Consider the following 23,514-nt stretch of genomic DNA (forward strand, 5'->3'; position numbering starts at 1 on the left):
TTTGATATTTTAGTGCTTTTTAAGAAGCAGAAGCTGGCTTATACTGGTTTGGTAAAGTAAATATCTTGTCAAAAATCAAGGTAAAAACGAAAGTGTAAACTAAGAAGAAAAGCAGTAATGCTACCTCCATCATAAAGGCTTTGAGCAAACCAACGTCGTACCAAATCATATAAATCGGTAAACAAACCAACACCAAGCCGCCCTCAAAACCTAGCGCATGAATACTGCGGATTAATAACGTACGCTTTGCTACCTGCCGGCGCTGTTCCCATGCTTCAAAAGCGGTGTTATATATAAAGTTCCAAATCACGGCGGCCAATGACACCATTACCGCAACTGGCAAAGACTCTGCCGCATCGCTGCCGCTAAGCTTCATCAATACATAAGTGGACGAGATAATCGCGATAATTTCAAAGACAGTCACATATACAAGGCGACGTTTGATAGAGGATAAGGTAATCAACCAAGACTCCAAAGCACATAAAGTGCATGATCAAAGTATCGGTCCGTCCCGAGATAGAAAAAGTAAAAAGTGCAGAGCCACGGTTTCCGCCTGCCCCTATATTATACAGAAGATAGTGAGAGAAATCAGCCAGTGCATTTAAAACGAAAACCCCGCATCATGACGATACGGGGTTCTATTTATATAAGAACGGTAAAACTTAAAAACGTTTCACTTTAAAGTTTAGGTCAACTGAGCAACGTTAATCTTATCTGCTTCTTCGGTGTACTCTTCCATACGATCGAAGTTCATGTATTGATACACTTCATCACCCATGCTGTTAAGCATGCCAGCATACTGCTGGTATTCATCGTTAGTTGGCAGTTTACCAAGTACCGCTGCTACTGCTGCAAGCTCTGCAGACGCGAGATAAACGTTTGCGCCTTGACCCAAACGGTTCGGGAAGTTACGAGTCGACGTCGAAACGGCAGTAGACTTCGGTGCGATACGCGCTTGGTTACCCATACATAGTGAGCAACCTGGCATCTCAGTACGAGCACCGGCTTGTGCATAGACGTTATAGTAACCCTCTTCCATCAACTGGCGTGCATCCATCTTGGTTGGCGGTGCAATCCATAAACGCGTCTTGAGGCTACCTGCTGGTACGTCTTGTAGCAGTTTACCTGCCGCGCGGAAGTGACCGATGTTGGTCATGCACGAACCGATAAATACTTCGTCGATGGTGTCGCCAGCCACGTCTGCTAGAGTCTTGGCATCGTCTGGATCGTTCGGGCAGCATAGGATTGGTTCTTTGATCTCGCTCATATCGATGGTCATATCGATAGTATATTCTGCATCTTCGTCAGCACGCATCAGGCTAGGGTTAGCTAACCAATCTTGCATCTGCTCGATACGGCGGCTAATGGTACGCGCGTCGCCATAACCTTCAGATATCATCCACTTAAGCAGGGTGATGTTTGAGTTTAGGTACTCAGTTACCGACTCTTCAGATAGCGTGATGGTACAGCCCGCCGCACTACGCTCAGCTGACGCATCAGACAGCTCAAACGCTTGCTCAGCGGTCAAGTCTTCTAGACCTTCGATCTCAAGAATACGACCGTTGAACTCGTTGATTTTGCCTTTCTTATCAACAGTTAGGTAACCTTCTTTGATCGCTTGGTAAGGAATGGCATGGACGAGGTCACGTAGGGTGATACCAGGCTGACGCTCACCTACGAAGCGAACACGCACAGACTCAGGCATATCTAGCGGCATCACACCAGTGGCTGCAGCAAAGGCTACCAGACCAGAGCCAGCTGGGAACGAGATACCCATTGGGAAACGGGTGTGCGAATCACCACCAGTACCCACAGTATCTGGAAGAAGCATACGGTTAAGCCACGAGTGAATGATGCCATCACCTGGGCGTAAGCTGACGCCACCACGGTTCATGATAAAGTCAGGTAGTGTATGCTGCGTCTCAACGTCGACTGGCTTTGGATAAGCAGCAGTATGACAGAATGACTGCATGACGAGGTCTGCTTGGAAACCTAAGCAAGCCAAGTCTTTTAGCTCATCACGAGTCATCGGACCTGTGGTGTCCTGACTACCGACTGTGGTCATCTTCGGCTCACAGTACATACCTGGGCGTACGCCTTCTAGGCCACACGCTTTACCGACCATTTTTTGCGCAAGGGTAAAGCCTTTGCCGGTATCGGCTGGCTCTTCAGGTTTCGCAAATACGTCAGAATGACCCAGACCCATGTATTCACGAGCACGGTTGGTGAGACCACGACCAACGATCAATGGAATACGGCCACCCGCGCGAACTTCGTCAAGCAGTGTTGGTGAGTTTAGTTTGAACTCTGAGATGATCTCGTCTGAGTCATGCTTAGTGATTTTGCCGTCATGTGGATAGATGTCAAACACATCACCCATGTTTAGGTTATCGACAGCTACTTTTTCGATTGGCAATGCGCCAGAGTCTTCCATGGTGTTAAAGAAGATAGGAGCGATATTGTTACCCAGTACCAGACCGCCGCCGCGTTTGTTAGGTACGTTCGGGATGTCTTCGCCCATCAGCCATAGTACTGAGTTGGTCGCAGACTTACGGCTAGAGCCGGTACCGACGACGTCGCCAACGTACGCAAGTGGATGGCCTTTTTCTTTTAGCTCATCAATAAGGTTCATTGGACCGCGCACGCCCTCTTCGTCAGCAGTGATGCCGTCACGAGAGTTTTTGTGCATAGCTAATGAATGCAATGGGATGTCAGGGCGGCTCCACGCATCTTGTGCTGGCGACAAATCATCAGTGTTGGTCTCGCCAGTCACTTTAAACGTTGTATAAGTGGTCTTTTTAGGCACTTCTGGGCGGTTTAAGAACCACTCAGCATCAGCCCAAGACTGTACAACTTCTTTTGCGATGTCGTTGCCTGCTTCAGCTTTTTCGGTGACGTCGTTGAACGCATCGAATACGAGCAACGTCTTTTTCAATGCCTCAGCAGCGTCTTGAGCAACGTCTTCATCATCAAGAGCGGCAACCAATGGTTGGACATTGTAGCCACCTTGCATGGTACCTAGGATTTCAACCGCTTTTTTCTTATTGATAAGTGGTGATGAGGCTTCACCCTTTAAGATAGCAGCCAAAAATGCAGCCTTAACGTAAGCAGCTTGGTCAACCCCAGCAGGAATACGGTTTTCTAGCAGGTTCATCAAAAACTCTTCTTCGCCTGCTGGTGGGTTTTTTAATAGTTCAACCAACTCTGCTACTTGCTTTTCATTCAATGGTAGCGGTACAGTTCCTAGCTCAGCACGTTCTTCGACATGTTTACGATAAGCTTCTAACACAATAGTCGTCCTCGTCATTTGGGGTTAGCACAATACGTGGGTAGTCAGCATGACCGCCTGCGTCTGTGTACCATATGAAATAATAATCGGTGCAATCATAGCTTAAAACGCTCTAAATGTTAATGGCTATGGCTTTAAAAGGCTCAGAATAAAGCCATATTGGACATTTATTATAAAAATAGTACCATCAATCATAGGGTTAACCACCCTCTCATAACTCTAAGAAATAGCAGTCTATTTTTGACATAATTGTTAGGCGTACAAATGAGCGATACAATCAGTTGAAAATAAAAAGATTGCATAAACTTAAATGCGCTACTGGTATAAATTTTACTTACGTGCTGCACTCTCAGAGGCTGCGCAACCTAAATACGCTAGACTGGCTTGAAAAAATAAGTTTTATTCATAAATAAGAAGCGTTCGAAAGAAAGACCGATAGGGAAATACTGATACGAAAGATAACAAGAAGGAGCTTAAAATGGCAGAAAACGTCAATTATCAAAACGGTCTACAAGTACGCACTGAAGTGATGGGCGAGCAGCATGTAAAACGCTCGCTTGATAGCGCGACGGGCTTTACCCAGCCGCTACAAGACTGGATCATTGAGCATGCTTGGGGCAGTACGTGGCAAGATGATTCAGTATTACCGCGCAAATATCGCTCGTTAATTACCATTGCTTTTTTGATTGCACAAAAAAGTCCGACTGAGCTAAAAGGTCATATTCGCGGTGCCATTAATAACGGTGCGAGCGTTGCCGAGATTCGAGAAGTACTGATGCACAGCCTGCCCTATTGCGGCGCACCTGCCACCCAAGAAGCGTTTCGCGCGGCCATAGACATCCTAAATGAGTTGGACATTGATATAGATATTTAAAACTATGATCATCAGACAATTCATAGTAGTCTTAATAATATTCACTAAAAATTAAACCCTAAATCTCTGCTATAATATCGATACTTAAAAAACATTCTGATCATTCCATAAACCCTTATAATATAAAGGGTTAAGAGATAACTCTATTATGACAACTGCCGTACAAACACATGTACCTGCTGCCAAGGTCAAACCCAAAAAAGCCATTCAAGGCGAAAAACTACGTGGCTATGATAAAGTTGCGCGTATCCCAATTAAGGTCATCCCCACGGTTGAGGCCAAAAAAAAGCCAGATTGGATTCGGGTCAAGATGTCCTCCCCTGCGGAAGTGGCTCGTATCAAAGCCACCTTGCGTGAGCAAAAGCTCTATACCGTCTGCGAAGAGGCTGCCTGCCCTAACCTGCCGCAGTGCTTTGCCGATGGTACAGCGACCTTTATGATCATGGGCGATATCTGTACCCGTCGCTGCCCGTTTTGTGATGTGGGTCATGGTCGTCCGAATGCGCTTGATAAAGACGAGCCGCGTCACACTGCTGAGACCATTCAAGGCTTGGGTCTTAAGTATGCGGTGATTACCTCTGTCGACCGCGATGATCTAAAAGACGGCGGTGCTGGGCACTTTGTAGAAGTATTGAACGAATCTCGCGCGCTGAGCCCGAACTGCTTAATTGAGATATTGGTGCCAGATTTCCGTGGTCGTATAGAGATTGCGTTAGACTTATTGACTGAGACACCGCCAGATGTCTTTAACCATAATATCGAAACTGTGCCGCGTCTGTACAAAGCGTTCCGTCCTGGTTCTGATTATCAGCATTCACTCGACTTGCTCAAAATCTACAAAGAGCGTCGTCCTGATATCGCCACCAAGTGCGGCTTTATGGTCGGTCTTGGTGAGACCGAAGAAGAGGTCTATGCGCTGCTCGATGATCTCAAGGCTCATGATGTCGATATGATTACCATCGGTCAGTATCTACAGCCCAGTAAGGATCATGCGCCAGTTGATCGTTATGTCCATCCTGATGAGTTTCAGCGCTATATGGACTACGGTAAAAAGATTGGCTTCTTTAGCATTTGGGCAGGCCCAATGGTACGCTCAAGCTACTTTGCTGATCGTCAGTACTACGGTGAAGATTGCCCTGCGCCGGTTCGTAGCAAAAAAGCGCTAGAAGCCGAAGGCAAGCTTGGTTGTTGAGTTAGCAAAGCTCTAATCGCAAGTCTGTAGATAAAATAAAGGGTGAACAGTAGATAGTTACTGTTCACCCTTTTTTATCGAAAGTTTTAAAGTGTACTAACTATAAAGCCAAATAGTTGAGAATGACGTAACTTTAATAAAGCCTTCAAGCTCAACTCTTTACACCGTGATAGTCGGTGTGGGCTTTTTGGCTGTTTTGATATTGAGTATAGCAATAATCAGCACGATCACACCGCCTATAAACCCCGTCGTCAGCTCAGGATAAATCAGTAGTAACGCGCCGATGGCCAATATGCCACGCGTGAGTGGATTCATAGCGCCCTTAAAATAGCCCTCTAGCGCCGCCCCTAAAGCAATGACCCCTGTTACCGATGTCAATACCACTGTCACGATATCAATTATAGGTGGCAGCGGGAAATCTTTTGCCGTGACTGCCAGACCCGTGGGATCTATCATCAGCATCGTCGGACTATAGATGAACATAAACGGCACGATAAATCCGGCCAATGCCAGCTTCAACGACAAAAACCCTGTCTTCATCGGATCACCACCGGATATACCCGCACCAGCGAACGCTGCCAAACAAACAGGCGGAGTAATATTGGCAAAAATACCGAAATAAAACACAAACATATGCGCTGATAAAATCGGAATATCAAAACCTGCTAGTGCAGGCGCTGCCATCGTTGCGGTAATGATATACGCAGGAATAGATGGCAGCCCCATGCCGAGTACCATAGATGCAAGCATGGTCAATATTAGGGTGAGGAATAACGACCCTGCGCCCAATGTCACGATAGATGAGGTCATCACCGTACCAAAGCTGGTCAAGCTGACCACACCGATGATCACTCCGACCACCGCACACGCAGCCATCACCGCTAGCGACTGACGAGCACCATCTTCTAGTGCACCCAAAATGTCCGAGAACCCCATTCTGGTCTCTTTGCGTATCATACTAATGGCAACCGTAAAACCGATGGTATAGGCCGCTGCATAGCCGACAGGAACGTTTTTGATTAATAAAAATATCAAAAATACAATCGGTAGTAGCATATGACCACGTGCTTTTAATACTTCTTTGACGGCTGGCAAGTTTTCTTTGGCGATGCCTTTTAGGTCGCGGCGACCAGCACGAAAATGCACTTGCGCAATAACGCCTAGATAGTAGAGCACTGCTGGCAATAACGCAGCCAAAGCAATCGTGCTATAAGGCAGCCCTGTGGTTTCGGCCATGATAAAAGCACTGGCCCCCATAATAGGAGGTAATATCTGCCCGCCCACAGAAGCACTTGCTTCTACTGCTCCCGAAAAGTCTTTGTGATAACCGACCTTTTTCATCAATGGGATAGTAAACGCGCCGGTGCTGACAACGTTCGATAACGCTGAACCGTTGATACTGCCCATAAAGCCGCTTGAGATGACCGCCACCTTGGCAGGTCCGCCTTTTTTATCCCCAGCAATAGCCAGTGCCAAATCATTAAACAGCTGACCCATCCCTGAGCGCGCTAAAAATGCCCCAAATAAGATGAACAAAAAGATAAACGTCACCGACGCGCCAATCGCCACAGAATACAGGCCTTCAGTCTTTAAGAACAATTGACCAAAAATATCACCCATATCATAAGGACGCGTGAGCAATCGATCAGGCATAAAATCTAGATGGCTGACAAATGGATAAGCCAAAAATATTGACGCCAATATCGGCAAAATCCAACCGGTAATACGGCGACTGCCCTCTAACACACAGATGACGGTAATAATAGAAAATATCACATCAACCGGATTGGCCATGCCGCCACGTGAGGTCACGATGTCTTGGTACTCGTATATCAGATAAGCCATCCCTGATAAGGACAGCACAAACCAAATCCAGTCATACCAGGCGACGCGCTTACGGCTACTTTTTTTACTCGCAGGAAATATTAAAAATATCAGGGCAAAGCCAACGCCGACGTGTACAGAGCGCTGCAGCAGCGCTGGCATTGGATTGAAGGTTATATACAAGTGAAAGATAGAATATAAAATGCAAATCCCAGCGATAAAATACTTAACTGGACCTTGAGTGATATGACGGGTGATTGACTCTCGATCATACTTCTCTAATATGGCTTGATTATGAGCTTGCACTTCGAGCTCGGCATCTACATTGGTATCAGCATCAGTATTGGAATGGATGGGCAGATCAGCATGATTGGCTGACATCGTTGTCACATTATCGTGATCCGTCACTTGAGAGCTCATGACAAAAATCCTTCTTTAATCTATCAATTAAATGATACGCCTTGGGCGTAATCGTTACTTCAGCATAATCTGGCGCCCACTCATGAATCAAAAGCCGATGGTCGGCATAATTTAGCTCACCCTTGGTCAATCTAGATACTACCCAATTAAGACTAGGCAGTTTTTCGTTGATTTGATAACCCAAATAGCCAGGTTTTTGTATGGGTGCCAGCGCTTCAGTCGACGGCGTACCTGCACCAAACGCTTCAAAATAAGTGGTGGTCAATAGCAGACCATCGTCTGTACGCTGATACTGCTCCTCCCACCACTGCTTTTCTACAGAATGTATCCAGCGCAGCTCAAAGTTGGGCTCAGTAAAATAGCAGGTGGTGCCATCGACTTGCACTTCGACAACGGGCTGACGGGATAAGTTGGCCCACAGCACAAAAAAAACTAGCGCAGCAACCAGTGCCGCGCTAGTTAATAGCCATAAGTGTTTACTTAGCTGCTTGCTCATCATAGTACTTTTTAGCGCCAGGATGGATCGGCGCTACCATACCAGTATTAGCAGACTCTAAACTGATATCGTTGGCTGCTTGATGCGCTGTTTTTAGGCCATCTAAGTTTTCAAACAAAGCCTTGGTGAGCTTATAACCATCGTCTTCAGATAAGTCTGAACGCACCAATAACGCATTCATAATCGCGGCAGTCGGTATCGCGGTAGCGTTGCCGTAAGTACCCGCTGGTATCTCAAAGGTTTTAAAGTAAGGTTTGGTGGCGATGATCTCATTCAGTTTGTCTTGATCGATGGTGATTAGCTGCAAGTCTAGGCCTTGCTCTAACTCCATTAATGACGAGTTTGGTAGACCACTACTAAAGAACGCCGCTTCAATTTTACCCGCTTTCATGCCATCGGCCGCTTCAGCAAAACCTAGATAATCCACATCGATATCATCATAAGTAATGCCAAACCCTTCTAATAATGTTCGAGCGTTAACTTCGGTTCCTGAACCTTGATCACCAACCGCAATACGCTTACCACGCAGATCTTCGATGTTTTTGATGCCTGACTGTTGAGACGTCACAATTTGTACCACATTCGGATACAGCACAGCGATCTGTTGAATGTTGTCAATTGGCTGATCGAAGTTGTTTTTGCCTTCGACAGCATCAGTGACGACATCGCTCAGCGCCAACACCATATCTACCTTGCCTTGGGTTAATAAATTGACGTTTTCAACTGAAGCGCCTGTCGTCTGCGTCTTTGAGTTGACACCAAAGGTTTTGGCATAAACCTCAGACAAAGCAGTGCCAATGATATTATAAGGGCCAGATGCGCCACCTGTGGCGATGGTGACAAACTTCGTATCCAGCTTGTCATTCGCAGTAGCGGCAGCGGTTTCTGACTCGCCAGAGACTGCTGAATCCTCAGCGCTTGCTGCTTCATTTTCTGTATTAGAGCATGCGGTGAATGCCAAACTAGAGGCAATCATTGCTATCATTAGTGCCGTCTTACTAGTCAATTTCATTGATTTCTTCCTTGATGGTTAAGACTGTTTTTGGTTATCAGTTGATCTAATTGCTTCATAACCTTGTAAGCATACCGCAACTTACTTTAAATAAAAATGATAACTAACGAATTTTTCGTGTTATACCTATAGGTACTTAATAATAGTGGTTTATTTTTTGAAAAAATATAGGTTATGCTGACCACAATGATAACCAATTGGAAGCCTATTAGGATGAGCACAATAAAAGACAGCCAAGACGCAAATAGAGCGTATTTAAACGACCGCACCTCTACAACCATTCAACAAACCGCTGATATCGCCATCATCGGTGGCAGTGGCCTGTATCAAATGACAGACTTGACCAATAAACGTCGCGTTAAAGTTGAGACGCCTTTCGGTAAGCCGTCTGATGATATTGTATTGGGTGAGCTGAACGGCACTACCGTTGCCTTTTTGACCCGTCATGGTCAGGGTCATAAATTCATGCCGTCCGAGGTACCGTACCGCGCCAACATTTATGCGCTAAAGTCCCTAAGTGTGCGTTATATCGTCTCCGTATCAGCGGTTGGCTCATTACAAGAGTCGCTAAAGCCTCTAGATATGGTCGTCCCTGATCAAATGATTGATATGACTAAGCAGCGTGTTAGTACGTTTTTTGGTGATGGTGCGGTTGCGCATGTATCGATGGCCGACCCATTATGCTCTAAAGTGGCAGATATTTTATCGAGAGCTTATGAAAAAGCGCATATTGTCGATGGACAGTGCCATTCAAAAGCGACCTATCTATGTATTGAAGGCCCGCAGTTCTCCACTCGTGCTGAGTCGCAGTGGTATCGGCAAATGCATGCTGACATTATCGGTATGACCAATATGCCAGAGGCCAAACTGGCACGTGAAGCCAGTATCGCCTATGCCACGCTTGCACTAGTGACCGATTTTGATAGCTGGCACCCTACTGAGGAAGCAGTCAGCGCCGACTACGCTATTCAGAACCTGATGAAAAATGCCGATAACGCCCAGCAAGTCATCAAAGAAGCCGTTGCCCTACTCGCCGCCGAACAGCCTAAATCCATTGCTCACACAGCTCTAGAGCAAGCATTAGTCACGCCCGTTACAGCAATGGATGAACAAACCAAAACAAGACTGGCAGCGTTACTTCCTTAATGGTTGAAATCTTAAATTTATGACGTTTTCGCACACATAAAAGACTATCGAAGCATTTTATGGTCTTTTTTATTTTTGAGAAGTTGATTCAAAGTTTTGTTTTATTAATAACTATTGTCGCTAACATTTACACCGTCCAGCCAGCCCACGGGCAAATACTGTAAGTCCTCAGGCTCATCGATATCCGGCAAAGGCGCTAACAAAGCTAGTGACCAGTTTAGATCTTGAATGCGCTGACGGGTAACTGCGGCAACATCGCTCACGCTCCATGTCATGTTTGAAAATAAATGTGCGTTTACTCGTTTAAAGCCAAAAAGCACATAACCGCCATCCGAGGCAGGAATCATTACGCTATTTTGAGTCTCTAATTGCTGAGCAGCGCTATGAATTTTAGTAGCGGTTAAAGCAGGACAATCCGAGCCTATTAATAATATTTTCTCAAATTTCTTAAGCGCGTTTTGACTGGCGGTGAGCATACGTAACCCCAAATCACCCTCTGCTTGCCCTGACCACTGTACTGACCCGGGTAAATTAAGCGTTCGCCAGCATGAATCGTTTGGTGATGGACTCACGCACAGCTCGACGGTTAGACCAGTAGCGACGGCTTGCTCTATGCTGTGTAAAAGCAACTTGCGAGCTATTTGCGCTGCGCCTGTCATCCCAAGCACCGGTTGCAAGCGCGTTTTTGCCTTACCTTCAGCGGGGAATTTGGCAAAGATAATGATACAGGTTGATGAGTTTTGATTCATGATAAGGATTTATTCTTTTATCGGTAATAGCGCTGCCAAATGTTATCAGTAGGTACGCCGCGCCAATAATCAAAGCGCAGCTGCCACATCAGTAGTATTGTGCGGCAAGTGCCATGCTGCTGCCAGCGCCGTGCTGAGGTGATGACTTTAGTTGTTAAACAAGCAGGTTTGCCAATGGTTTTTAGACATTTACTAATCTCAACATCTTCCATCAACGCTTGATCAGGATAGCCACCAATTTGTTCAAACAAATCTCGTTTAATAAAAATAGCTTGGTCACCCGTGGCGATACCAGTTAGCCGCGAGCGTAAGTTTATCATTTTGCTGACTAGCTTTAGCATCCAATCAGGACTATCTAGACGTACGTCAAAACGACCCCATTTTTTATCTTGGGTAGCAGTTTTTACATCCATAATAGCTTGAGCTGGCAACTTGGTATCTGCATGCAAAAACAGCAGTACATCACCCGTAGCGAGCGCTGCGCCTTTGTTCATTTGCCGTGCACGACCTGCTTGTGACTTAACCACTTGCCAGTCGATGTCTGACAGATTATCACGAGTGACATCTGCAATAAGGTTTTGAACCAATTTAAAAGACTCATCATTTGAGCCACCATCAACCAATAGCACTTGCTGCGGAGGTGGGTTTAGTCCAGTGATGTGCGCAAATAAATGCGGCAGGTTATCTGCCTCATTGAATGTAGGAATGATGATAGAAATTGTGAGCATACTATCTGGCTACTTCTTATTTAGCTTCCAATCATAATCGGTGTAGCTTATCTTAGTCTTGCCGCTTTTTAAATCGGCAGCTTGAGATTTATTCAGTCCCAAAGATGAACTATAGCGTCCCAAAAACCCTTCTAGATTTTTGGTGCCGCGCCAGCTCGTTTCAAAGTCCTCTTTATACCATTTAAATATAGGCGAGACCTCTAAAGTGTTACCTTGTAGGCGGTTGCGACTGCTATCGGCTAAGAATTTACTGGTGACCTGCTCTAATTGTTTATCGAGTTTACTACCCGTGTAGGCGTCGTTTAATAATGCAGGACAGCCAATGCTTGCACAGTTGACTGCAAAATGTATGCGCGGTTCGTTGTAGCGCCCAGAGCCGCGAATTAGGTTATGTTCGATATCATCCAGTGAGCGCTTTTTACCCAGTACGTTGACAAAGTCTTGTTTCCAAGGTGAGCCAAATATACCGCCGATATCTTTGATTGACTTAATATTAGGATATTTAGTTAGCACTAGATCTACGGTGCCAGCATTATAGACATTGATCAAAAACGCCAACTGCTCATCTTTACTCCATCCGTTAAATTCTGACTGACTAACGTTACTCGTAGCAGCAAGATAACTATCAAGCTTAGCTTTATCCGCTTTCATGCCTGCATAGTTAACTCTCGATGCTTTACCACCATTGGTCATAGTCACGTGTTTGCCGAGCAAGCTATCCCAGCTACTATGATTAAAATCTGCATAAGCGGCGCTCGATAGCATAAGAGTAGCGGCAAGAAGAGCTTTGGTTGTTAATGGGATAGATAAGTGTGCTTTGTTAATAGGCATAAGGAAAGCTCCATTAGTATTAAAAGTAGCTGATAGTGATATTAGTGTTAAAAAACAGTGCCTAGAACCATTTCTAAACCACTTTCATCCCGTCTTCTTCTAAGGCGCCGCCGCAGCTACTGCCCTGTCCGGCCGTGCAGCCGTAACAATGGTCAGCGATAGCAATGTCATCGCCCTCAAGATTTTGCGTCAATAAGTCTTTTAGATATCGGCGCGATTTATTCGGCACCGGTATCTGTAGCTGCTGATTAAAATCACAATCAAACAATTCGCCCAGCCAATTGACACTGATGGTCGAGCGGCACATGACGTCTTTGAGATTGTGCGCATCGTAGTTGTCTTTGAGCAGCGTCATATAAGGATAAAACTCGTTTTTAGCAAGCAGTACTGCCCCAAAGCGCTGAATGGGCATGTTAGTCAGAGCAAATAGCTGATTAAACTCAATATCAAAGTGTTCTTTGAGCTCACGCTTATAGTCCGCCTCTAGCATCTGCTGATTGGGCGGCAGGGTCGCGCCTTGCGGGTTATAAACCAAGTTCAAAATCAAGCCTGTATTTGCTCTTCCATAACCCAAAGCGTTGAGCTTATACAGCCCTAAAATACTGTCGTCAAATGCGCCTTTGCCGCGCTGTTTATCGACGTTTTCAAGCGAATAACACGGCAGTGAGGCGACCACTTCGACCTCGTTATCTGCTAAAAACTGCGCCATGTCTTCATAGCCTTCTTCCATCAAGATCGTCAAGTTACAACGATCAATGACTTTAACGCCAAGCTTACGCGCTTCTTTTACCAAGTATTTAAAATCCTCGTGCATCTCAGGCGCGCCGCCGGTCAAATCAAGTGTATCGATATTTTGCGCTTGCAGCACTTGCGGAATGAGCTCAACCAACTCACGCGACATCATCTCGGTACGGTATGGACTGGCTGCGACATGACAATGCACACAAGACATATTACACAGATAGCCCATATTGATTTGTAGGACGTTAAGGCTGCGTCTTTTGATAGCAGGAAAATCCGTCGCTTCGAGTAATTCAATAGTAGATTTCATAGTGGTATAGAATCCATTTGGCAGCTTTTTACGATAAAAAATCGTACTAAAACTTTGATGTATACACTATCATTGTTAGCATAGCGTCATTATAAGTTTATGGGCAAAATAAAGAATACTTCATAAATCATACCTTATTTTTTCTTAAGCATTATCATTAATATTAGGTATTTAGCTGGTTATTCCATATCAGCACGAACACTCACTCTAGGCGCTACAGGCTCACACAGGATAGAAAAGCAACAAATCGCCAAAGGATATTGACCGCATTTGTCATTATAGTTAGATTGGTTATATTTGACGTCTATGGCAGATCATACGGTACGTTCGTCATTATTAAGGAAAATACAATGAATACAAATCTATTTATAAGGCCGACCTTATTAGGCATTGGCCTACTGGGCATGATTGGCTGTGCAGTCACCCCAGGGACAATCAATTCAAGCAGCAATTCGGCGGCAACCCAGCCCGCCTCACAAACAGCGACCAGTCAAGCAACCATTTATTACAACGGCAATATCATTACCATGGAGGGTGACAAGCCGCAACTGGCGCAAGCATTGGTCACCCAAAACGGTAAGATTGCTTATGTCGGTAGCTTAACACAAGCGCAAGACAACTATAAAAACGCCGCGACTGTCGATTTGCAACATCAGACGCTGCTGCCAGGATTTATCGATCCACACAGCCATTTTGGCTTGGTGTCCAACACTATGGGACAAGTGGATCTGAGCGCGCCGCCGATTGGCAAGGTCGACAGCATCGATAAAATGCTGCAAGCGTTAAAGGCTTATAAAAAAGACAATAACATCGCTGATGGCGAGTGGATATTTGGCTGGGGTTATGATGAGACGCAGCTCACCGAAGATCGCCATCCGACCAAAGAAGAGATTGATAGCGTTTTGCCAAACAATCCAGTGTATTTACAGCATACCAGCGGTCATATGGGGGTTGCCAACTCCAGTGCGCTGGCTGCTATGGACATTACTGCCGATAGCCGGTCACCTGAAGGTGGTAATATTGCCCGAGTCAAAGGCTCAAACGAGCCAAATGGTCTGCTACAAGAGACGGCGATGTATCCGCTTATGTATCAATTGCTCAAGACGCTTGAGCCCAAGCAAGCGCAGTTTTTTGATCAAACTCAAGACTACTACGCCAAGTACGGCGTGACCACAGCGCAAGACGGCTCTACCACCCGTGATGCTATTCAGTTTTTTCAAAAACAAGCCGATGACGGCAAGCTTAAAATCGACTTGGTCTCCTTGGCAGGGGTTAGTGATTTGGACGAAAACTTAGCCGATAAAGACTTTAAATGGCAAACCTATCAAAACGGTTTTAAGGTACAAGGCACCAAAATCATCGCCGACGGCTCCCCGCAAGGCAAGACCGCTTACTTTACTCAGCCCTATCTGACGCCTGTACCAGACTGCGAGAGCGACTGCCGCGGCTTGCCGAGTATCAGCCAAGATAAGATGAACGAGATGTTTGTCAAAGCCTATAAAAATGACAATCAGTTATTTATTCATAATAATGGCGACGCGGCCACTGATATGATCATCAAAGCGCACGAATATGCGGTCAAACAAACGGGACAAGCCGCTGATAAAGACCGCCGTATCGTGCCGATTCATACGCAGTTTGCGCGACCAGACCAGCTAGCGGCGTTTAAAAAGTACAATATGGTGCCGTCATTTTTTACCAACCATGCTTACTTTTGGGGCGATGTCCATATCAAAAACTTGGGCGAAAAACGCGCCAACTCTCTAAGCCCTCTTGCCACAGTTGATAAAATGGGCATCCCTTATACCAATCACTCTGACGACACTGTCACGCCAGTCGATCCACTGTTTTCTGTTTGGACAGCGGTCAATCGCACCTCACGCACAGGTCAAGTCATCGGTGCTGATGAACGCGTAACCCCCTATCAAGCCCTAAAAGCCATCACCAGTAATGCAGCGTATCAATATTTTGAAGAAGATACCAAAGGCACGCTAGATCCTGGTAAACTCGCGGATTTGGTAATCTTAGATGGTAACCCTCTGACGGTTCCAGCAGATAAGATTCGCGATATTCATGTGCTAAAAACCATCAAAGAAGGCAACACTATTTATCAGCGTCCAGTACAATAGCGGATAACAGCCATATCGCCAATCTAAAAGATAAGACAACTTATATCGCGCTGTGTACAATCCGTATTATAAAATAACGCGCCCAGTATTTGACCGACTTACAGGAACTTTTTATGAGTAGCAACACCGATAGCAGTAATGAGCATATTTTATCTTCCGATAATATTCACTATTTGCATCATCGATTTTTTGAGCCAAGTGATAACGATACTGCCATACAAGCCACTTTGCTCATCGTACACGGCATGGCAGAGCATAGCGGTCGTTATGTAGATTTCGCGCAGTTTTTAGCCGATCACGGCATCGCAGTTGCTACCTATGATCAGCTCGGTCATGGGCGTACGATTAAATCATCAGATGAGTTAGGTTTTTTTGGTAATGAGCATCCAGCACAGTCATTATTAAAAGATGTTATTGTTATGGCGAATACGTTAAAAGAGCGCCACCCTGACGTACCGCATTTTATTATGGGTCATTCTATGGGCTCATTTATAGTGCGTGTCGTGCTCAAGCATCACGCGCAAGACTTTAGAGGTGCCATTCTTATGGGGACTGCTGATGCTAACCCATTAGTAAAAGTACTGCTTCCGTTAAATGCTATCCTTGCCAAAACAGCTCCCAAAAAACCAAATACTGTATTTGCTGAAATCATGAATAAGGTGCTTAATGCCAAGCTTAAAGAACGCCTCTCTCCTTCTCCCTTTGCTTGGTTAAGTGAAAATACCGATAATATCGCAGCATATGAGGCTGATCCACTAACTGGCTTTGATTTCACCAACAATGGCTTTATGACCCTATTCACATTGATGAAAGCTGGATTACATCAACGCTGGGCGTCCACCATCAACAAGAGCTTTCCGATGTTATTTGTCAGTGGCGAGAACGATCCCATTGGTAATATGGGACGCGGAGTTCGCAACATCACCAAAAACTTACACAAGCAAGGTTTTAGTAATACCGATGCGCGTTTATACCCTAACATGCGTCATGAGCCGTTACATGAGCAAGATCATAGTGTGGTCTATCATGATATTTTAAACTGGATACGACATTTAAGTGCGTAATGGACGCTGAGTTGGTTTGCTAAAACTCGCTAAATTAGCGACAATACGGCAAGTATGTTTTTTATCTAAGTTAACGTCCTTATTTCTTATAAGCTCTCCCTTTTATTAATTTTAGGAACTCTTTATGTCATTACAACAAACCATCGAACAAGCCTTTGAAAACCGTAACGAGTATAGCCCAAGTACGATGCCACAAGACGTACGCACAGCCATCGAGCAAGTGCTAGAGCAACTCGACAACGGTAGCCTGCGCGTCGCTGAAAAAAAGGATGGCGAATGGGTCGTCAATCAATGGGCCAAAAAAGCAGTTTTACTATCGTTCCGTCTAAACGACAACTACGCGATGCCAGCAGGCAAGCATGTGCAGTTCTATGACAAAGTACCGACTAAGTTTGCTGATTGGACCGAAGCGCAATTTAAAGAAGCTGGCGTACGTGTCGTACCGCCTGCTATCGCTCGTAAAGGCTCTTACATCGCAGCAGGTGCAGTATTAATGCCATCGTACGTTAATATTGGTGCTTATGTCGATCAAGGTGCGATGGTAGATACATGGGCGACGGTTGGCTCGTGTGCCCAAATCGGTAAAAACGTGCATCTATCAGGTGGCGTGGGTATCGGCGGCGTACTAGAGCCACTACAAGCCAACCCTACTATCATTGAAGACAATTGCTTCATCGGTGCGCGCTCTGAGATCGTTGAAGGCGTCATCGTCGAAGAAGGCGCAGTCATCTCTATGGGTGTTTATATCGGTCAGTCTACGCGTATTTATGACCGCGAAACAGGTGAGATTCATCGTGGCCGCGTACCAGCAGGCTCAGTTGTCGTACCAGGTAGCCTGCCATCAGAAGATGGCACACATAGCTTATATGCTGCTATTATTGTCAAAAAAGTGGATGCACAAACGCGTGCTAAAACTTCAGTGAACGAGCTGTTACGCTTAGCATAAGCGCTTTTATAAGCGCTTATAAACGTATATAGCTAAAACGAACATTGAGATGCTGGAGATAAGCTTCAGCATCTTTTTTTGCAGCTTAATAAGCTATCTTACGTTATAATTCGACATTGCATTGATTGTCCTATCTAATAAGCAATACCCAAATTATACACATCTCTTGTCAAGTCCTTAAGCTTGCCAGCTATTGTGTGTCTTATTTTTATATTGTCTGATAACCATGCGGTAACAGCCTTTTTAATTTAGCCTGTTTCTTATTTTTAGTTTGTGTATTTAAGACACTTAGCCACGGTATCGACACCTTATTCTGTTTGTAAATACTATGAATGAGCCTTCTCTAAGAAACACTTATATTCCCGTCACAGACCCGACCGCGGGCCTGCGTTTGACTGAAATCTTTTATTCCTTGCAAGGTGAAGCCGTCACCTCAGGCTTGCCGACGATATTTGTACGCCTGACCGGCTGTCCGCTACGCTGCGTCTATTGTGACACTGAATATGCTTTTAGTGGCGGTGAGCGTCAAGCGCTTGATACCATTATAACCACGATTAAAAGTTATCCTTGCAAACGCATTTGCCTTACTGGTGGCGAGCCTTTAGCACAGCCGAATGCCATTGAGCTGATTAAACGCTTATTAGCTGACGACTATGAAATCTCTCTTGAAACAGCGGGTGCGCTCACGGTAGAAAACGTACCGCTAGCGGTCAGCAAAGTCATGGATCTTAAAACGCCAAGCTCAGGTGAAGTTGATAAAAACCTATGGTCAAATCTTGACCATTTAACCGAGCATGATCAGATTAAATTTGTCATTATGAACCGCACCGATTACGATTGGGCGAAGGCAAAACTGTTTGAGCATCAGCTTGATAAAGTGGTTGGTACCGTTTGGTTTTCACCCATGTTCAATGTAGCAGATGATATTGACGAAGCGTTTAGCCCTGATGTACCGGTACTTGCTCGCGAGTTGGCAGAATGGATGCTCGCTGATGCATTACCTGTGCGCTTTCAATTGCAGTTACATAAGATCATTTGGGCGGATGCCAAAGGTAAATAACTTATAATTAAAGCCTGTTAACCGATTTGTCTTAGTAAGACCGTAGTAATCAACTCTCACACTTAAAAGTATATAACAGCCAACTGTAAGGACACAGGGATGGTCAGATTGATTTTGTTAGGCCTACTGGCTGGGGCATTTTTTAGCTCGACGTTTATTTTAAATGAGCTGATGAGTGCAGCTGGTGGACATTGGTTTTGGTCAGCAAGTCTGCGCTATGTTTTTATGTGGCTCATTATTACCGTTATCATTATGATGCAATATGGTGCTTACCGTATTAAAGAGCTGAGCACTATTTTTCGTCAGCATTGGGGCTTTTGGTGTGTGACTGGTAGTATTGGCTTTGGGTTATTTTATACGGGTATCTGTTATGCTGCCGACCACGTTGCAGGTTGGGTCGTCGCAGCGACGTTTATGTTTACCGTCGTGACCAGTTTGCTTGTCCTTTTGGCATTTGGACAACGCTTCGATAAAAAGTTTATTATCTATGCGCTATTGGTCTTTATCGGTGTGGTACTGGTCAACGTCAGCGAAGGCTTGCGCGCTTCTACTCTAGCCGATATTGATAGCGCGCCCATGGCAGAAATGCTGTTTTACGGTGCCCTGCCCGCGCTAATTGCCGCCTTTAGTTACCCCATTGGCAACCAGTTAGTCTGGCAAGTCTCTTATAACGCCAAAAAAATCAAGGCCGCTAAGCGTCACGCTGAGGAAAATAAAACCTTAGCGGACCATGTCATTCAACAAAGTAACGTCATTCCCATTCAACCTCAATCTACCCTCCAAACTTTGATTGCACGCATCCCCGCTATTGACACCTCGCTCTTACACAATGCTTTTAATAAAGTCTGGCTAATGACGCTCGGTAGTTTGCCATTTTGGCTGCTTTTAGGCATTATAGTGCGTCCTGAACTGCCTGATACTTCACAACTGTTCAATACGCTACTAGTAGCATTGTTGGCAGGGGTAGCAGCGACCACTATCTTTTTGTATGCTCGTGATCAAGCGCAGACATCAAGTGAAGTTGCTGGCGTTGACTCTACCCAAGCTAGCGAGGTGATATTTGCTTTAATTGGCGGAATGTTATTGTTGGACAATGCGATACCCTCAGCAATGGGACTCATCGGTATTGTACTGATTATGCTAGGATTGATATTGTTTGCAAAAGATGGTTAAAAAACGGTTGCCGCATGATCCAGCCGCTTAGTAAAAGTTATAACAATGATATGATATAAGTTATTAGCATTAAACACTGCTCAGGTTAGAGCGTTCCATCAACTTTGATAGTCGGTGCTTGGCAATATAACCATGACCAATAATTTAATTTTTCCAGATATTTTATTATATTTACTTGATATGGTTGGCGTGATTGCTTGTGCTATCGCTGGTACGTTGCTGGCTCAGCATAAGGGCTTTGATATTGCTGGCTGTATCTTGGTATCGATGGTCAATGCGATTGGCGGTGGCACGCTACGTGATATAGCGTTAGATCGTCATCCTCTATTCTGGATGACTGACCTCAATTATGTCATAGTCATTACTGCGACCTCTTTAATTCTACAAATCTTCTTTCATTTGTATCACAAGATCGATAATGCGCTCAAACTCTTCGATGCCATTGGTTTGGCCGCATTTAGCGTCATTGGTTTTAAGGTTGCATTAAACCAAGACGTGTCTCCGATGATTGCCATTATGATGGGTGTTTGGACAGCGATTATTGGCGGTATGCTACGTGATATTATTTGTAATGAGATACCGCTGGTATTACAGCGTGAGATTTATATCTCTGCCAGTATCGCCGGATCAGTGACTTATTTACTACTTGAGCGCCTAGGTGTAGATGCAGGACTCAATGAATTTATCATGCTTGGTGTTATCTTTGCAGTACGAATGCTGGCGCTGCGCTTTGATTGGCATCTGCCTTCTATTCGTTTGGTTGATTAAAGTGGTAAAGCGGTTCTTGCATTGGTCCATAAGAATGATGGAAATACTAAAAATATGCAATGTTAAGCTTACTCAATACCCTAGTCTGCTTCTACCGTCTCTTTTACAAGTGCCAAATCTTTCACCATAAGCTGTAGGCTTTGTTTGCCGTTCCACTCATTAATACCTAGTTGAAACAACAAATGTACTTTTTCAGCGCGATAATCCCAAGCGCTACTATCAAAATTAAAATAAATCGCTTCGATTGGATATTGCACATCAGGATAACGCAGTGACAGTTTAAGGTGTTTGTCTTTTAAAATCTTAAAGCTTAATACTTCAAATACACCATCAAATATCGGTGGCACAAAGCCATGTCCCCAAATACTGGCATTGGCTAGATGCTCGGCGAACCACAAGCTAAAGTCACCTGCCTGCAGTGGCCCATCGGTGAATTTTTGCTCAGCAAACACCTCGTCATCTACCTCTGCCATGACCTCATTGAACGCCGCCACAAACCCGTCAAAGTGACGACGCTTGATCGTCAAGCCAGCCGCCATCGCATGACCGCCAAAGTGGCTGATCAAGTCAGGATAGCGCTCAGCGACTTGCTCAATCGCATCACGAATATGCACGCCAGCAATAGATCGCGCTGAGCCTTTGATAGCATCATCATCACCCCTACGCTCTGTATCCGCTGGTGCAAAGACGATACTGGGCAAATAATGACTTTCTTTTAAACGTCCGGCGACAATACCGATGACACCTTGGTGCCAGTCATCTTGATATAAAATAATGCTGCGCTTATCTGTGCTACTAGAAGTGTCCGCTAGCGTCTGTACGATATTATCTGCCTGCGCGCGCATCTCGCCTTCTACCTGACGACGCGTACGGTTTAGCTGTTCAAGTTCTTGCGCTAGGCACTGTGCAGTACTCCAGTCTTCTGTCAATAAGCACTCGATACCGATACGCATGTTGTCCATACGTCCAGCAGCATTAATACGCGGACCTAAAACAAAACCAAAGTCCTGCGCATGTAGCTGCTTTGGGTCGCGTCCTGCCTGTTCAAGCAGTGCCAAGATACCCATACAGCAGCGCCCTTGACGAATGGCGTTTAGCCCATGATGCACTAGGATGCGGTTGTTTTTATCGAGTACGCCAACATCGGCAATCGTGCCAAGCGCCACCAAGTCTAAATATTGACTGACTTGTACGGTAGACTTGCCAGCTTCACGGCGCAGTTTTGCAAGTCGCCCAAGTACATAAAACGCCACGCCAACACCCACCAGTGCTTTACTGCCAAAATAACAATCGAGCTGATTGGGATTGACCACCGCTTCAGCTGGCGGAGTTGCTTTGGTCGTCAGGTGATGGTCGGTGATAATCACAGTGATGCCATCAGCCTGCGCACGGGCGACACCTTCGTGACTTGAAATGCCATTATCCACTGTCACGATCATGTCTGGCTGATAAGTCTCAATACCTAGCTCGACAATCTCAGGCGTCAGACCATAGCCATACTTAAACCTATCTGGCACCAAAAAATCAACGACCGCGCCCATCTTGGTTAGCGCACGCATCATCAGCGCAGTACTGGTCGCGCCATCACAGTCAAAGTCACCAACGATAAGAATACGCTGACCCTCATCTATGGCCACGTCTAATAAGCGCACCGCATCAACGACGCCATGCAGCTGCTCAGCAGGCAATAGACCAGACAACCCAGTTTCAAGCTCAGCAGGCGCAGTAATACCGCGACCTGCATACAAGCGAGCAAGCGTAAGTGATTGAGCAGCAAGGGGTTGCAACGCAGTAGGCAACTCGTCGATGCGAGTGCTGGTATAACGGGGGGTTAAATTTAGCATAACCGTATTCTACTGGCTTTGCTAAAGGGTCACAACGGTAATTTATAACGACTGAGTACATAATAGATAATCACTGTAATCCCTACTCTCTATATTTGCTTATTTCTTGCCGTATCCTTTGAACCAGCTTTTTATTCAAAAATCTATATTTTTACAAAAACTGTGCATAGTGGCTGTATTTTTCTGCATTTTGATACAAAGCAATGATTGTAAGCCGCCTATAAATCCATAAAATGGTAACCATCTGAGATATTTGCTATCTGTTAAACTTTTCATTTTTTATAAGGAAGCTTTATGAAAACCACTCCAGCAGCTGAAAAACTACCGAATACTATCGACCCAAACTTAGACTTAGACCAAATCAAAAAAGAATGCAAACAACTGGTCAAAAAACGCGCCAAATATTCTGCTGGTGTAGCCGTCGTTCCTGTCCCTTTTTTTGATGTTGCAGTCGATGCTGGTATGCTTACCCAGTTACTACCTGAGATAAGCGAGCGCTTTGGTCTGATTGAAGGACGTGAGTCAGCTGTGGATCTAGATTCACGTGCAATACATTGGGGTGCTTTAAAGGATCGTACTGTAGATTTTGCAGGTCTTATGGCGACACGTGGTATTGTCAAAAAGACCATACAAGGCTTCGGTGGACGTATTGCCGCCAAGCAAGTTACTAAGTTTATTCCACTTGGTGGACAGATGGTAGCCGCTACGATGGGCTATATGATCTTCAAAAAGATTGCGAATGACCATATCGATGAATGCTACAAACTAGCAAAAGATATTCAGAAAAAACAACATAGCAAAAATGTTTAAAACCATTAAAACGTTTTAAATATACGATATGATCTAAGTAAGAGTAAAAAATAAAACCAGCTAAGATAAAGTATCTTAGCTGGTTTTTTAGATTTTAATCCGCCAAAA

General features: G+C 45.0%; 20 protein-coding genes. 10 read left to right on the forward strand and 10 right to left on the reverse strand.

Annotated features, from left to right (window positions below; genetic code table 11):
• Positions 1-19: 19 nt before the first annotated feature.
• Both Q0895_RS05760 and acnB read right to left on the reverse strand, forming a co-directional pair.
• Positions 20-463 carry a PACE efflux transporter gene (locus Q0895_RS05760; RefSeq protein ID WP_299186347.1) on the reverse strand — a complete coding sequence of 148 codons (444 nt, stop codon included), beginning with the start codon at positions 461-463 and terminating at the stop codon, positions 20-22.
• 222 nt (positions 464-685) lie between these two features.
• On the reverse strand, positions 686-3,289 hold the full coding sequence (gene acnB, locus Q0895_RS05765; RefSeq protein ID WP_299186349.1) for a bifunctional aconitate hydratase 2/2-methylisocitrate dehydratase: 2,604 nt from the start codon (positions 3,287-3,289) through the stop codon (positions 686-688).
• Between the two features lie 478 nt (positions 3,290-3,767).
• Here acnB and Q0895_RS05770 point away from each other — a divergent pair, with 478 nt between their 5' ends.
• Together Q0895_RS05770 and lipA are read left to right on the forward strand one after the other, a co-directional pair.
• Positions 3,768-4,163: a carboxymuconolactone decarboxylase family protein gene (locus Q0895_RS05770; protein ID WP_299186352.1), complete on the forward strand. Its 396-nt coding sequence runs from the start codon at positions 3,768-3,770 to the stop codon at positions 4,161-4,163.
• 148 nt (positions 4,164-4,311) lie between these two features.
• A complete protein-coding gene (lipA, locus tag Q0895_RS05775; protein ID WP_299186354.1) occupies positions 4,312-5,355 on the forward strand; it encodes a lipoyl synthase in 1,044 nt (347 codons plus the stop codon).
• Between the two features lie 159 nt (positions 5,356-5,514).
• Here lipA and Q0895_RS05780 read toward each other — a convergent pair whose 3' ends face one another.
• The 3 genes from Q0895_RS05780 to Q0895_RS05790 are packed head-to-tail and all read right to left on the reverse strand — an operon-like array spanning position 5,515 to position 9,080.
• The gene (locus Q0895_RS05780; protein WP_299186357.1) at positions 5,515-7,599 is read right to left on the reverse strand and encodes a TRAP transporter permease; all 2,085 of its coding nucleotides are present in this window, start codon (positions 7,597-7,599) and stop codon (positions 5,515-5,517) included.
• Positions 7,571-8,095 carry a DUF1850 domain-containing protein gene (locus Q0895_RS05785; RefSeq protein ID WP_299186359.1) on the reverse strand — a complete coding sequence of 175 codons (525 nt, stop codon included), beginning with the start codon at positions 8,093-8,095 and terminating at the stop codon, positions 7,571-7,573. Before Q0895_RS05785 ends, Q0895_RS05780 begins: the two co-directional genes overlap by 29 nt.
• Positions 8,076-9,080, reverse strand: a complete 1,005-nt coding sequence (locus Q0895_RS05790) for a TAXI family TRAP transporter solute-binding subunit (RefSeq protein WP_299186820.1) — start codon at positions 9,078-9,080, stop codon at positions 8,076-8,078. Before Q0895_RS05790 ends, Q0895_RS05785 begins: the two co-directional genes overlap by 20 nt.
• Before the next feature lie 240 nt (positions 9,081-9,320).
• Here Q0895_RS05790 and mtnP point away from each other — a divergent pair, with 240 nt between their 5' ends.
• A complete protein-coding gene (gene mtnP / locus Q0895_RS05795) occupies positions 9,321-10,253 on the forward strand; it encodes an S-methyl-5'-thioadenosine phosphorylase (protein ID WP_299186361.1) in 933 nt (310 codons plus the stop codon).
• A gap of 104 nt (positions 10,254-10,357) precedes the next feature.
• Here mtnP and Q0895_RS05800 read toward each other — a convergent pair whose 3' ends face one another.
• The 4 genes from Q0895_RS05800 to arsS all read right to left on the reverse strand — a co-directional run bounded on the left by Q0895_RS05800 (position 10,358) and on the right by arsS (position 13,612).
• Positions 10,358-11,002: a TIGR04282 family arsenosugar biosynthesis glycosyltransferase gene (locus tag Q0895_RS05800; RefSeq protein WP_299186363.1), complete on the reverse strand. Its 645-nt coding sequence runs from the start codon at positions 11,000-11,002 to the stop codon at positions 10,358-10,360.
• A gap of 17 nt (positions 11,003-11,019) precedes the next feature.
• Entirely contained in the window at positions 11,020-11,730 is a 711-nt protein-coding gene (locus Q0895_RS05805; protein ID WP_299186364.1) for a TIGR04283 family arsenosugar biosynthesis glycosyltransferase, read from the reverse strand.
• A gap of 9 nt (positions 11,731-11,739) precedes the next feature.
• A complete protein-coding gene (locus Q0895_RS05810; RefSeq protein ID WP_299186366.1) occupies positions 11,740-12,561 on the reverse strand; it encodes a DUF547 domain-containing protein in 822 nt (273 codons plus the stop codon).
• Positions 12,562-12,634: 73 nt separating this feature from the next.
• Positions 12,635-13,612 carry an arsenosugar biosynthesis radical SAM (seleno)protein ArsS gene (gene arsS / locus Q0895_RS05815; RefSeq protein WP_299186368.1) on the reverse strand — a complete coding sequence of 326 codons (978 nt, stop codon included), beginning with the start codon at positions 13,610-13,612 and terminating at the stop codon, positions 12,635-12,637.
• A gap of 350 nt (positions 13,613-13,962) precedes the next feature.
• On the opposite strand from arsS, the gene Q0895_RS05820 reads away from it, so the two are divergent.
• The 6 genes from Q0895_RS05820 (at position 13,963) to Q0895_RS05845 (ending at position 20,752) form a co-directional block, all read left to right on the forward strand.
• Entirely contained in the window at positions 13,963-15,741 is a 1,779-nt protein-coding gene (locus Q0895_RS05820) for an amidohydrolase (protein WP_299186370.1), read from the forward strand.
• A 113-nt stretch (positions 15,742-15,854) separates the two neighbouring features.
• Positions 15,855-16,805, forward strand: coding sequence for an alpha/beta fold hydrolase (locus Q0895_RS05825; protein ID WP_299186372.1), 951 nt, complete (start codon positions 15,855-15,857; stop codon positions 16,803-16,805).
• 124 nt (positions 16,806-16,929) lie between these two features.
• On the forward strand, positions 16,930-17,751 hold the full coding sequence (gene dapD / locus Q0895_RS05830) for a 2,3,4,5-tetrahydropyridine-2,6-dicarboxylate N-succinyltransferase (RefSeq protein ID WP_299186375.1): 822 nt from the start codon (positions 16,930-16,932) through the stop codon (positions 17,749-17,751).
• Positions 17,752-18,079: 328 nt separating this feature from the next.
• Positions 18,080-18,811 (forward strand): 7-carboxy-7-deazaguanine synthase QueE, encoded by a 732-nt coding sequence (gene queE / locus Q0895_RS05835; protein ID WP_299186377.1) that lies wholly within the window; start codon positions 18,080-18,082, stop codon positions 18,809-18,811.
• 99 nt (positions 18,812-18,910) lie between these two features.
• A complete protein-coding gene (locus Q0895_RS05840; RefSeq protein ID WP_299186380.1) occupies positions 18,911-19,984 on the forward strand; it encodes a multidrug resistance efflux transporter family protein in 1,074 nt (357 codons plus the stop codon).
• Positions 19,985-20,116: 132 nt separating this feature from the next.
• On the forward strand, positions 20,117-20,752 hold the full coding sequence (locus Q0895_RS05845) for a trimeric intracellular cation channel family protein (RefSeq protein ID WP_299186383.1): 636 nt from the start codon (positions 20,117-20,119) through the stop codon (positions 20,750-20,752).
• An 80-nt stretch (positions 20,753-20,832) separates the two neighbouring features.
• Here Q0895_RS05845 and recJ read toward each other — a convergent pair whose 3' ends face one another.
• Complete coding sequence (gene recJ, locus Q0895_RS05850) at positions 20,833-22,596, reverse strand: single-stranded-DNA-specific exonuclease RecJ (RefSeq protein ID WP_299186385.1); 1,764 nt, start codon at positions 22,594-22,596, stop codon at positions 20,833-20,835.
• Between the two features lie 294 nt (positions 22,597-22,890).
• On the opposite strand from recJ, the gene Q0895_RS05855 reads away from it, so the two are divergent.
• Positions 22,891-23,406: a hypothetical protein gene (locus Q0895_RS05855; RefSeq protein WP_299186388.1), complete on the forward strand. Its 516-nt coding sequence runs from the start codon at positions 22,891-22,893 to the stop codon at positions 23,404-23,406.
• The last annotated feature ends 108 nt before the right edge of the window (positions 23,407-23,514 follow it).

This window comes from uncultured Psychrobacter sp., assembly GCF_947495825.1.
GTDB lineage: Bacteria > Pseudomonadota > Gammaproteobacteria > Pseudomonadales > Moraxellaceae > Psychrobacter.

What these genes read in the sequence shown, in the direction of transcription:
- Q0895_RS05770 (WP_299186352.1), top strand. Translation starts at nt 3,768, where the DNA reads ATGGCAGAAAACGTCAATTATCAAAACGGTCTACAAGTACGCACTGAA.
- dapD (WP_299186375.1), top strand. Translation starts at nt 16,930, where the DNA reads ATGTCATTACAACAAACCATCGAACAAGCCTTTGAAAACCGTAACGAG.
- Q0895_RS05810 (WP_299186366.1), bottom strand. Translation starts at nt 12,561, where the DNA reads ATGCCTATTAACAAAGCACACTTATCTATCCCATTAACAACCAAAGCT.
- arsS (WP_299186368.1), bottom strand. Translation starts at nt 13,612, where the DNA reads ATGAAATCTACTATTGAATTACTCGAAGCGACGGATTTTCCTGCTATC.
- Q0895_RS05845 (WP_299186383.1), top strand. Translation starts at nt 20,117, where the DNA reads ATGACCAATAATTTAATTTTTCCAGATATTTTATTATATTTACTTGAT.
- Q0895_RS05820 (WP_299186370.1), top strand. Translation starts at nt 13,963, where the DNA reads ATGAATACAAATCTATTTATAAGGCCGACCTTATTAGGCATTGGCCTA.
- queE (WP_299186377.1), top strand. Translation starts at nt 18,080, where the DNA reads ATGAATGAGCCTTCTCTAAGAAACACTTATATTCCCGTCACAGACCCG.
- recJ (WP_299186385.1), bottom strand. Translation starts at nt 22,596, where the DNA reads ATGCTAAATTTAACCCCCCGTTATACCAGCACTCGCATCGACGAGTTG.
- Q0895_RS05785 (WP_299186359.1), bottom strand. Translation starts at nt 8,095, where the DNA reads ATGAGCAAGCAGCTAAGTAAACACTTATGGCTATTAACTAGCGCGGCA.
- Q0895_RS05840 (WP_299186380.1), top strand. Translation starts at nt 18,911, where the DNA reads ATGGTCAGATTGATTTTGTTAGGCCTACTGGCTGGGGCATTTTTTAGC.
- lipA (WP_299186354.1), top strand. Translation starts at nt 4,312, where the DNA reads ATGACAACTGCCGTACAAACACATGTACCTGCTGCCAAGGTCAAACCC.
- Q0895_RS05825 (WP_299186372.1), top strand. Translation starts at nt 15,855, where the DNA reads ATGAGTAGCAACACCGATAGCAGTAATGAGCATATTTTATCTTCCGAT.
- Q0895_RS05805 (WP_299186364.1), bottom strand. Translation starts at nt 11,730, where the DNA reads ATGCTCACAATTTCTATCATCATTCCTACATTCAATGAGGCAGATAAC.
- Q0895_RS05790 (WP_299186820.1), bottom strand. Translation starts at nt 9,080, where the DNA reads ATGATAGCAATGATTGCCTCTAGTTTGGCATTCACCGCATGCTCTAAT.
- mtnP (WP_299186361.1), top strand. Translation starts at nt 9,321, where the DNA reads ATGAGCACAATAAAAGACAGCCAAGACGCAAATAGAGCGTATTTAAAC.
- Q0895_RS05800 (WP_299186363.1), bottom strand. Translation starts at nt 11,002, where the DNA reads ATGAATCAAAACTCATCAACCTGTATCATTATCTTTGCCAAATTCCCC.
- Q0895_RS05855 (WP_299186388.1), top strand. Translation starts at nt 22,891, where the DNA reads ATGAAAACCACTCCAGCAGCTGAAAAACTACCGAATACTATCGACCCA.
- Q0895_RS05780 (WP_299186357.1), bottom strand. Translation starts at nt 7,599, where the DNA reads ATGAGCTCTCAAGTGACGGATCACGATAATGTGACAACGATGTCAGCC.